Genomic DNA, 11,868 nt, shown 5'->3' on the forward strand with positions numbered 1-11,868 from the left:
TGAATAATATGGATTCTGTTACCGAAATTAAAAACACTACAATTAAAAAATCGGCCATAAACCCAATAGTTATTATTGGCGCGCTGTTTTTCATATTTGGTTTTGTAACCTGGTTAAATTCCGTACTTATCCCTTATTTAAAAATAGCCTGCCAGCTCAACAACTTTGAATCATACCTGGTAACAAGCGCCTTTTATATCGCGTACCTGTTAATGGCCAAACCATCGGCCTGGGTACTTAAATTATTTGGCTTTAAAAACGGCATGGCCGTTGGCTTAATTGTGATTGCACTGGGTGCCCTTATATTTATCCCGGCCGCTTTAACCCGGGTTTACGCTGTTTTTTTGATCGGCCTGTTTGTTCAGGGTACAGGCTTAGCAATTTTGCAATCGGCATCAAACCCATACATTACCATTATAGGCCCGCCCGAAGGTGCTGCAAAACGCATGAGCATCATGGGTATTTTCAATAAGTGTGCAGGTGTAGTGGCACCCATTGCTTTGGGAGCATTGGTACTGAGCAACATTGATAGCTTTAGCGCCAATCTGGTAAAGCTTAGCCCGGCCGATAAAATTTTACAGCTAAACGAACTCGCCTCGAGAGTGATTTTACCTTATATTATTATAGTGGTGGTATTGTCTGTATTAGCCGTATTGATCTATTTTTCGGGCCTGCCAGAGATTGACACAGAGCATGAGGACGAGGCAGTTGCCGCGGCCAACTCAGGCAAAAACAGCATTTTCCAATTTCCGCATTTGATATTGGGTGTATTAGCCCTGTTCTTTTACGTAGGTGCAGAAGTAATTGCCGGCGATTCTATTATCGGGTATGGAACGGCAAGCCACATTCCGCTTTCGGTTGCCAAATATTTTGCATCGGGCACATTGATCTGCATGGTGATCGGTTATTTTGCAGGTATCTTTTTAATTCCACGCTATATTAGCCAGCAAAAAGCGTTGGTTTATTCGGCTGTGTTAGGTGTTATATTAACTGTTATAGCAGTGCTTACTCCTAAATATGTTTCAATAGGCTGTATAGCATTATTAGGTTTAGCCAACGCGCTGATGTGGCCTGCCATTTGGCCGCTGGCGTTATCAGGCCTGGGCAGGTTTACTAAAATAGGCTCTTCGTTACTGGTTATGGGTATTGCCGGGGCAGCCGTTTTCCCGCCGTTATATGGCCTGCTGGTTGATAAACTAAGCGCGCAGGAAGCTTATACCATGCTTATCCCCATTTACCTGTTTATCTTCTATTTCTCAACCATTGGTTATAAAAAGGGAAAGCATGTGGTGAAGGTGTAAAACTTATTCTCCATGTCATTGCGAGTGTAGCGTGGCAATCGCGGACTTTACAGAGTGAATTTGCACACTTCGCGATTGCTTCGTCATTCCTCCTCGCAATGACAATTTTTATTTAATAATCTCTTAAATGCATTTTCTGCAAAACATTATCACAACTGATTATAAAATCGTGGTAATCCCAAAATCTGTTTAATCCCGGTTCAGACGAATTCACCTTCTAAACCATTTCCTGCTGGCCACCAGCAATCCAAACTCTTCAGAAGGGTTCTTCTCCATTGATTTGTGGTGAATTTTATGCGCCCGGCGGATACCCAGCAAGTATCGGTTACTGCTTTTAAATGATTTAAATCGATTGTGTATAAACCAATCGTGAAAAATAAAGTAGATGATACCGTACATGCTGATGCCCGTGCCTAACCAGAAGTAATAATTTAAACTCGTGTGCCCTATCCACATCAGCCATAAAGCTAATGCGGCAAAGCCTATACTGAACAGATCATTAAGCTCAAACCAGCCATGCCTTTCTTGATGATGTGTTTTGTGGATAAACCACAACGGTCCGTGAAACAGGTATTTATGCATAGCCCAGGAAAGGCCCTCCATTATGGTAATGGTAGCTATGGTTATTCCTATATTTATTAATGCCTGCATTTAATTTTTAAACAGATAAATATAACTTAATCATTTAAACATAGTTTGAGTTTTGTTTGACATGAGGTGTACAACACCGCACGTTTACCGTTCATTTACGAACACATTTTTCAAAACAAATCAACATAAAAAACTCATTATAAATACTTTAAATAAATGGCATAAACTTTATACATTACCTGCATTGTATTTACCTAACTTGTATGATAAAGAACTATTTTAAAATTGCCTGGCGCAATTTGTGGAAGAATAAAGCTTTTTCAATCATCAACATTGCCGGACTGGCTGTGGGCATGTGTGGCGCGATACTCATATTTACCTGGATCCAAAACGAGTTCAGCTTTGATCAATTTCACGAAAACAAAGATAACCTGTACAAAGTATGGAACCGGAGCGATAAACAGGCTGATGGTAAAATTTATACCTGGGATGTATCTTCATCACCTATTGCTCCTTATCTACAGCAAAATTTCCCTGAAGTAAAAGCAACTGCAAGGGTTTACTGGCCTAATGAGCGCCTGTTCAATTTTAAGGAGAAAAGCATTGTTGCCAAAGGACTGGATGTGGATAAACAGTTTTTAACCATGTTCAGCTTTCCCATGATTAATGGAAGTAACGCTCATGCGCTTGATGATATTAAAGGCATTGTATTAACACAAACGCTGGCTAAGAAGATCTTTGGCAACGAAGACCCGATGAATAAAATAGTTAAGGTTAATAACAAGGACAGTTACTCTGTTTCAGGTATAGTTTCGGATCCTCCATCTAACACCCAGTTTCAGTTTGATTATTTGGTTTCGCTGACTCCCAATATAGGATTATTTGCGCCCGACCAATGGAGAAACGCCAGCTACAACACCTATATCCAATTAAAGCCGGGTACTAATGCCGAAAGCATGAATGCCAAAATGAAAGGCATTATGGTTAAACATGACCCTAATTTGCATTTTGATATTTTTTTGCACCCGGCAAGTAAATGGCACCTGTATTCGCGTTTTGACAATGGTGTAGCTGTTGGAGGAGTCATTGAAACCGTGAGATTCCTTGCCATAATAGCCCTGCTCATATTACTGATAGCCTGCATCAATTTCATGAACCTGAGCACTGCCCAAAGTGAAAAACGTGGCCGTGAAGTTGGCGTGCGAAAAGTTATTGGCGCAAGCCGTTTTTCCATTATTAAACAGTTTTTAACCGAGTCGGTACTCATAGCTATCATATCCGGTATATTGGCCCTAAGCCTGGCGCAATTACTGTTACCTGCCTTTAATAAACTTTCCGGAACTACCCTCTTCATCAATTATCGCAATATTTATTTTTGGATGTGTAGCTGCGGTTTTGTTTTATTCACTGGCCTTTTGGCGGGTAGTTATCCGGCGTTTTATTTATCATCATTTCGTCCGGTAAAAGTTTTAAAGGGCTTGTTTAAAGGAAGAACTCAGGTTTTATCTCCACGTAAGCTATTGGTGGTTACTCAATTTACCATAGCTATTGTACTAACCATATCTACAATTGTTATATATAACCAGATACAATATGTACAAAACCGCAATGCCGGTTATGTACGTGCCAATTTAATTGAACATCCAATCAATGGCTCCATAGGTCAAAATTTTGATCTGATAAAAAACGAGCTATTAAATACCGGCGCTGCAGTGGCAGTTAGCAAAACAGGCATGCCCGTTACCCTTGATGCTAGCTCAAGCTCTGGTTTTAACTGGGGAAATATGAGTCCTGATCAACTTACCACATCATTCAGCTGTTTCAGAACGGCCAGCGATTTTGTAAAAACCTTCGGTTTTAAACTTGCCGGAGGGCGCGATATTAACATGGTAAGCTATCCTACCGATTCAGCTGCTGTAGTTATTAATGAAGCTGCTGTCAAAGTTTTTGGTTTTAAAAACCCCGTAGGTCAAACTATAAAAAACGACAATCAATTATTTAGAATTGTAGGCGTTATTAAAGATTTCGTTATAGGTTCCCCTTATCAGCCTGTTAACCCTATGATCATTTTCGGTTCAAAAACCGGTTATTTCGGTACACTCACATTCAGGGCTAATGATCATCAGTCTGTATCAAAAAGCTTAAAGATTGCCGAAGGGATATTTAAAAAGTACAACCCGGCATACCCGTTCATGTACAAGTTTGTTGACGAGGAATACGGCGAAAAATTTAAGACCGAACAACGCACCGGAAAAATAGCTTTCACATTTGCGGCCTTAACCATATTTATATCATGCCTGGGCTTGTTCGGTCTGGCCGCCTACATGGCCGAGAACCGTTCAAAAGAAATTGGTATCCGCAAGGTTTTAGGCGCCAGCGTATTCAGTGTAATGCGGCTTTTAACCCGCGAATTTGTAGTGCTGGTTATTGTTGCCCTAATTATTGCCACACCTGTTGGCTGGTGGCTCATGAACAAATGGCTGCAGGATTATAGCTATCGCATACAAATAAGCTGGGTGAGCTTTGCAACATCGGGGTTAATGGCCATCATCATTGCTGTTATAACGGTGAGCTTTCAGGCCGGCAAGGCAGCCATGACCAATCCTGTAAAAAGTATCAAAACAGAATAGAAAAAGAAAGGGCGGTTATTTAAAATAACCGCCCTTTTAATATAAAGCAAATTGCAGTTCAGCAAACTGCCACTTAAAACTGCAAACTGCTTAAATGTGTATAGCCCTGTTCTCAGTAGCTGCTAAACAAGCCTCGCGGAACGCTTCCGTGTAGGTTGGGTGAGCATGACTTATGCGGCCAATATCCTCGGCACTTGCACGGAACTCCATAGCCACAACAGCCTCTGCAATCATATCAGCAGCACGCGGGCCAATCATGTGTACGCCCAGTATCTCGTCTGTAGTAGCATCGGCCAGTACTTTAACAAAACCATCCAGATCGCCGCTGGCACGTGCACGGCCACTGGCTTTGAATGGGAACGATCCTGTTTTATATTTTACACCGGCTGCTTTCAACTGCTCTTCGGTTTGGCCTACGGCAGCAACTTCCGGCCAGGTATAAACAACACCCGGTATCAGGTTATAATCAATATGAGGTTTTTGTCCGGCAATGATCTCGGCAACAAGTGTACCTTCATCCTCGGCTTTGTGCGCCAGCATGGCACCTTTAATAACATCGCCAATAGCATAAACACCTTTAACACTGGTTTCCATGTGATCGTTAACAGTGATCTTACGGCCGCGCTCTTCAACGGTGATACCTATTTTATCTAAACCCAAACCATCGGTATAAGCTACGCGACCAACGGCTACCAGGCAGTAATCGCCTTTAAGCTCTTTCTGTTCGCCTTTAGGAGTATCAAAAGTAATGGTAACTTCCTTACCCTTAACGCTGCCGCCGGTAACTTTATGGCCAAGGTAAAACTCCATACCCAGTTTAGTCAATACTTTTTGCAGTTCCTTGCCCAGGCCTTTATCCATAGTTGGAATAATGCCATCCATATATTCAATAACAGATACCTTTGAACCTAAACGGGCATAAACAGAACCCAGCTCCAAGCCAATAACACCGCCACCTATCAGCACCAGGTGCTTAGGAACTTCGGTAAGCTTTAAAGCTTCGGTTGAAGTGATGATGCGTTTTTTATCAATTGGCAGGAAAGGCAGAGCCGATGGTTTTGAACCGGTAGCAATGATCACGTTTTTGCCGGTGATCTCGGTTTCGGTTCCATCGCTTTTTTTAACGATGACGGTATTTTTATCTTTAAATGATCCTACACCAAAATGGGTGTCGATCTTATTCTTTTTCATCAGGTAGCTAATACCGCTGGTGTTGGCATCAACCACTTCCTGCTTGCGTTTAACCATCTGCCCGAAATCAACGCTCAGGTTATCCAGGTTAATGCCATGGGTTTTAAACGCATGAGCAGCATTATGGTAATGTTCAGACGAATCAAGCAAAGCTTTTGAGGGGATACAGCCTACATTGAGACAAGTACCGCCAAGGGTAGAATACTTTTCAACAATTGCGGTTTTAAAACCAAGTTGGGCACAACGTATAGCGGCTACATAGCCACCTGGGCCCGAACCGATAACGATAACATCATATTGCATAGTAGTGTATTTTGTGGTTGGCAAAGTTAATGGTTATTAGGCTATTATTTTATAGATTTCTGGTCAAATTTCGCGATACATTTCCGCTTGGATTTGCCTGTTTATTGTAACACTGTTGCAATAAACAGGCAATTATGAATTTACTTGCTATTTTAGCAATCAAATTACTGATCTCATGAAGAAAACTTACCTGTTATTTATGCTGGCGATATTCTGTTGCCAAAATTTGCTTGCACAAAGCGATTATGTGAAGGAGCATTTTACCAAAAAAGAAGTGTATATCGCCATGCGCGATGGGAAAAAGCTTTTCACCGCCATTTACACGCCTAAAGATGCATCATCCAAAAACAAATATCCTATCCTGATGCAGCGTACCTGCTACAGCGTGGCTCCTTACGGCGAGGATAAATACCCGGCACGCCTGGGCCCGTCTGAAACCATTATGAAAGAGGGTTACATATTTGTATACCAGGACGTACGTGGACGCTGGAAAAGTGAAGGCACCTGGACTAATATGACCCCGGTCATCGACAACAAGAAAAGTAAAAATGATGTTGATGAAGGTTCTGATACTTATGATACTATTGACTGGCTGGTTAAAAACGCACCTAACAACAATGGCAAGGTTGGTCAGTATGGCATATCCTACCCAGGCTTTTACACCGCTGCGGGCATCTTATCAAACCACCCGGCTTTAAAGGCATCATCGCCTCAAGCACCAATATCTGATTTTTGGTTTGATGATTTCCATCACAATGGTGCATTTATTGAGGGGTACTTTTTCACTTTCCCGGTGTTTGGTGTTCAAAAAACTGATACTACCAGCAAGCCATGGTACACCATGCTTAAACCCGAATCAAAAGATGGCTACCAGTTTTTACTGGATTTAGGTCCGCTTAAAAACGCCGATAAATATTATAAAGACAACTTCTTCTGGCAGGAAACGGTTAACCACCCTAACTATGACGAGTTTTGGCAAAAACGCGGCTTGCTTAAACATTATGGTAAAGTAAAACCTGCGGTGATGCTGGTAGGCGGCTGGTACGATGCGGAGGATTTAACAGGCCCGCTGGCTATTTACAAAACCATCAACAAAACCGACCCTAACGCTTATAATACTATTGTGATGGGGCCGTTTGGCCACGGCCGCTGGTCGCGCGAAACCGGGCACACTATGCACAGCAACGTTTACTTTGGCGATAGCATTGCTACCTTTTATCAGAAAAACATTGAGGCTAAATTCTTTAACCATTTCCTGAAAGGTAATGGCGACAAAAACTCAGGCCTGCCAAATGCCTATATGTACAATACAGGTAAAAAGGAATGGGCAACATTTGATAAATGGCCTGCACCAAACGCGATTCACCAAAAAATGTATTTAGGTGCCGATGGCAAACTGGCCGATGCACAGCCTTCCGCAACAGGTTCTGTTTCATATGTAAGTGATCCGCTTAAACCGGTTCCGTACACGGAGGACAATACCACTACCATGGGCTTTACCCCTCACAATTACATGAGCGAGGATCAGCGCTTTGCCGGTCGCCGTACTGATGTACTGGTTTATCAAACAGATGTTTTAAAGGATGATGTAACCCTTGGTGGCGAGATCAAAGCAAACCTTAAAATTGCTACCACAGGCACCGATGCCGATTTCATAGTGAAACTGATTGATGTTTACCCGGCCGATGAGCCTAACAACCCATACATGCCCAACAAAAACATTATCCTGAGCAATTACTGGCAAATGGTACGCTCGGAAGTAATGCCGGCACGTTTCCGTAACAGTTTTGAAAAACCGGAAGCTTTGGTTGCTAACCAGAAAACTGATGTAAACTTCCGTCTGCAGGATGTGCTGCATACCTTCAAAAAAGGTCACCGTATCATGATCCAGGTACAAAGCACCTGGTTCCCGATCATCGCCCGCAACCCGCAAAAGTTTGTGGATAACCCATACAAGGCCAATGAAAGCGACTACATCAAAGCTACAGAAACCGTTTATAACGATAGCTTTATTGATGTACAGGTATTGAAATAGTCATTTAAAAAACTCCCTTTTAAAAGTATTAGCGCATGAAAAGGTATGATTTAGAAACTTCGGATAGTTTATCAACTCACCCTGACATCGCTGCGCTTGTCACCCCTCTCTTCGCCTGCGGCGGAAAGAGGGGATTTTTTCTTTGCCCTCTTTCCAGCGAAGCTGAAGAGAGGGCGGTCCAGCGAAGCGTAGACCGGGTGAGTCATTTGTGTACTATGTAGTTTCAATGATATGCTTTTGATTGGTTATTACCTATTACCAGAGGGAGTTTTTTGTTGAAGTCACCCCAAAAGGGTGACTTTCGGCTTTGAACAAACTGGAAACGATTTTACTTCATACAATTCAGTAAATTTAGCCTCTAAATATTGATTGATCTTTAACAATGAACAACTCCCCGTTTACTAAACTACATCGCAAAATTGCCTTTTTTGCAGCGGTGCTATGCCTGCCGGTTATTTCCAGGGCACAACTGCTGGAAACTAAAATCAAATACACTCACGCTGATACGTTGCGTGGAACGCTTTCGCCATTGCGCAGCTGTTATGATATTAATTACTATCACCTCGATGTTAAGTTCAATATCGATCAGAAAGCTATCAGCGGCAGCAACCAGTTTAAATTTACCGCTACCCAGGATTTTACTAAACTACAGTTTGACCTGTTTGCCAATTTGAATGTTGATAAGGTGGTATATAAAGGCAAAAGCCTGCCATACACCCGTGAAGCCAACGCGGTTTTTGTAACCTTTCCGCAAACTATTACCCAGGGAAGTAAAGACGAATTTACCGTATTCTATTCCGGCAACCCTACCATAGCCAAAAACGCTCCCTGGGATGGCGGTATTGTATTTAAAAAAGATTCATTGGGTAAACCCTGGGTGGCTACAGCCTGCGAGGGTGTGGGCGCCAGCATTTGGTGGCCCAATAAAGATCATCTGAGCGATGAGGTTGACAGCATGATGATCAGTATCAGCGTGCCCAAGGGCCTGAAAGATGTATCAAACGGTCGCCTGCGTAAAGTTACCGACCTTAAAAATGGCTATTCCCGCTTTGATTGGTTTGTAGCCAATCCTATTAACAACTATGATGTAGCTGCCAATATTGGCGATTATGTACATTTTAGCGATAGTTATATGGGTGAAAAAGGAAAACTAAGTCTGGATTATTGGGTACTGCCTGCCAGCCTTGAAAAAGCTAAGAAACAATTTGCAGCTAATGTAAAACCGATGCTTAAAGCCTTTGAACACTGGTTTGGCCCATATCCTTTTTATGAGGATGGGTATAAACTGGTTGAAACCCCGCACCTGGGTATGGAGCATCAGAGTGCAACAGCTTACGGTAACCACTACCTGAACGGATATTTGGGTCACGATATGTCGGGCACGGGCTGGGGCAGCAAATGGGATTACATCATTGTACACGAAAGCGGCCATGAATGGTTTGGCAACAACATCACCGGAAAAGACCTTGCCGATATGTGGATACATGAAAGCTTTACCTGCTATTCCGAATCGTTGTTTGTGGAGGATAACTGGGGTAAAAAAGCCGGTCAGGAATATAACTACGGCATAAGAACAGGCATATCAAATGGAAGCCCCATTGTTGGCGTTTACAATGTGAATAAAGAAGGATCGGGAGATATGTACCCTAAGGGTGCCGTGCTCCTGAACATGGTACGTACTATTATTAACGACGATGAAAAATGGCGTAACATTTTGCGCGGGCTGGGCAGCACGTTTTACCACCAAACCGTTACTTATGATCAGGTGGTGAATTATATTAATGAGCAATCGGGCAAAAACCTGCTTCCTGTTTTTGATCAGTACCTGCATTACCAAACCCTACCTACGCTTGAATTTGGTGTAAGAGATGGTAAACTCATGAGCCGCTGGATAGCTGATGCCAAAAACTTTACCATGCCTGTATTGGTACGGGTAAAAGGAGGCGAGTATAAATTTATTACCCCCACTACCCACTTTGCCCCTGTTGAATTGGAAGGTGCTACCAAAGACAATATTGAAGTTGATACCTTCAATTATTACATAGGTTTACTGAAAGATTAGTTTCTAATTAATTGATTATTAACATGCGAAATAAGAATTTATATATATATCTGTTTACCGCTTTACTGGTAGGCATTTGCTTATCGCCTGCCCAGGCCCAGCTTGGTGCAAACCGCGAAACTTTTACCCGGGCCGATAGCCTGCGCGGCAGCTTAACGCCGCTGCGTACCTGTTACGATATTAACTACTATCACCTGGATGTGAAGTTTAACATCGATCAAAAATTTATCAGCGGCAGCAACCTGTTTAAGTTTACCGCTACACAGGATTTCACCAAACTACAGTTTGATCTGTTTGCTAATTTAAAGGTTGATAAGATTGTTTATAAAGGGCAGGAATTGCCGTATACACGAGAGTTTAACGCGGTGTTTGTTACTTTTCCACAAACTATAACCAAAGGCAGTGTTGATGGGTTTACCGTGTTTTATTCGGGCAACCCCACTATTGCCAAACGTGCTCCATGGGATGGTGGCGTTGTGTTCACTACCGACTCATTGGGTAAGCCGTGGGTAGCTACTGCCTGCCAGGGCATAGGAGCCAGTATATGGTGGCCAACCAAAGATCATCAATATGATGAGGTAGACAGCGCACTGATCAGTATCAGTGTGCCTAATGGTTTAAAAGATGTATCAAACGGCCGCCTTCGCAAGGTAACCAAACTAAAAGATGGCTATACCCGGTTCGATTGGTTTGTGGCCAATCCTATCAACAATTACGATATTGAAGCCAACATTGGCGACTACGTACATTACGATGGCACTTATGCCGGTGAAAAGGGTAAGCTAACGCTTGACTATTGGCCGCTGAGCTATAACATTAACAAAGCCAAAAAGCAATGGGGCGAAAATGCTCCTAAAATGCTTAAAGCCTTTGAACACTGGTTTGGTCCATATCCTTTTTATGAAGATGGCTACAAACTGGTTGAAACTCCGCACCTGGGGATGGAGCATCAAAGCGGTACAGCTTACGGAAATCATTACAAAAACGGCTACCTGGGTCGTGATTTGTCAGGTACAGGCTGGGGCCTAAAATGGGACTTTATTGTGGTACATGAAAGCGGGCACGAGTGGTTTGGCAACAATATTACCTCCAAAGATGTTGCTGATATGTGGATCCATGAAAGCTTTACCAACTACTCCGAATCATTATTTATTGAAGAGTATTACGGCAAACAAGCCGGGCAGGAATATGTGCATGGCACCCGTATGGCCATCCAAAATGACAGGCCGATTGTTGGCCCCTATGGTGTAAACCGTGAAGGATCAGGCGATATGTACTACAAAGGGGGCAACATGCTCAATATGATTCGCACCATTATTAACGATGATGAAAAATGGCGTAACATCCTGCGCGGCTTAGGCAGTACATTTTATCACCAAACCGTTACTTATGACCAGATAGTGAACTACATTAATCAGCAAAGCGGCATAAACTTATCTCCTGTATTTGATCAGTATCTGCATTATAAAAACATCCCTATACTGGAGTTTATAACCAGAAATGGTAGAACACTTTGCCGCTGGGCAAGCGTTAATGCCCCGGCATTCAATATGCCGGTAAAGGTAAAAGTAAAGGGCGGCGATTATAAATTCATTACCCCAACCACCCGCTTTACTCCTGTAGATTTAGAGGGTGCTACCGCCAGCAATATTGAGGTAGATACTTTCAATTATTACATCGGTGTAATGATCGATTAAAATCAAAAAAGATTATCAGGTTGATTAAGGATTGATAAGTTCGTTCCCTGATCAACCT

General features: G+C 42.6%; 7 protein-coding genes. 5 read left to right on the top strand and 2 right to left on the bottom strand.

What is annotated here, in order from left to right; genetic code table 11:
• The first annotated feature begins 8 nt into the window (after window positions 1–8).
• On the top strand, window positions 9–1,301 hold the full coding sequence (locus QWZ01_RS16950) for a sugar MFS transporter (RefSeq protein ID WP_290325266.1): 1,293 nt from the start codon (window positions 9–11) through the stop codon (window positions 1,299–1,301).
• A 210-nt stretch (window positions 1,302–1,511) separates the two neighbouring features.
• Here QWZ01_RS16950 and QWZ01_RS16955 read toward each other — a convergent pair whose 3' ends face one another.
• Complete coding sequence (locus tag QWZ01_RS16955) at window positions 1,512–1,952, bottom strand: sterol desaturase family protein (RefSeq protein ID WP_290325267.1); 441 nt, start codon at window positions 1,950–1,952, stop codon at window positions 1,512–1,514.
• Window positions 1,953–2,155: 203 nt separating this feature from the next.
• Between QWZ01_RS16955 and QWZ01_RS16960 the strand changes: the two genes are divergently transcribed.
• Entirely contained in the window at window positions 2,156–4,522 is a 2,367-nt protein-coding gene (locus tag QWZ01_RS16960; protein WP_290325269.1) for an ABC transporter permease, read from the top strand.
• Window positions 4,523–4,612: 90 nt separating this feature from the next.
• Here QWZ01_RS16960 and lpdA read toward each other — a convergent pair whose 3' ends face one another.
• Window positions 4,613–6,016 carry a dihydrolipoyl dehydrogenase gene (lpdA, locus tag QWZ01_RS16965; RefSeq protein ID WP_290325779.1) on the bottom strand — a complete coding sequence of 468 codons (1,404 nt, stop codon included), beginning with the start codon at window positions 6,014–6,016 and terminating at the stop codon, window positions 4,613–4,615.
• Window positions 6,017–6,191: 175 nt separating this feature from the next.
• Here lpdA and QWZ01_RS16970 point away from each other — a divergent pair, with 175 nt between their 5' ends.
• The 3 genes from QWZ01_RS16970 (at window position 6,192) to QWZ01_RS16980 (ending at window position 11,810) form a co-directional block, all read left to right on the top strand.
• On the top strand, window positions 6,192–8,051 hold the full coding sequence (locus QWZ01_RS16970; RefSeq protein WP_290325271.1) for a CocE/NonD family hydrolase: 1,860 nt from the start codon (window positions 6,192–6,194) through the stop codon (window positions 8,049–8,051).
• Window positions 8,052–8,433: 382 nt separating this feature from the next.
• Window positions 8,434–10,113: a M1 family metallopeptidase gene (locus QWZ01_RS16975; protein WP_290325273.1), complete on the top strand. Its 1,680-nt coding sequence runs from the start codon at window positions 8,434–8,436 to the stop codon at window positions 10,111–10,113.
• Window positions 10,114–10,136: 23 nt separating this feature from the next.
• A complete protein-coding gene (locus tag QWZ01_RS16980; protein ID WP_290325275.1) occupies window positions 10,137–11,810 on the top strand; it encodes a M1 family metallopeptidase in 1,674 nt (557 codons plus the stop codon).
• Window positions 11,811–11,868: the final 58 nt, after the last annotated feature.

It is taken from the genome of Mucilaginibacter aquaedulcis (genome assembly GCF_030409325.1).
Classification (GTDB): domain Bacteria; phylum Bacteroidota; class Bacteroidia; order Sphingobacteriales; family Sphingobacteriaceae; genus Mucilaginibacter; species Mucilaginibacter aquaedulcis.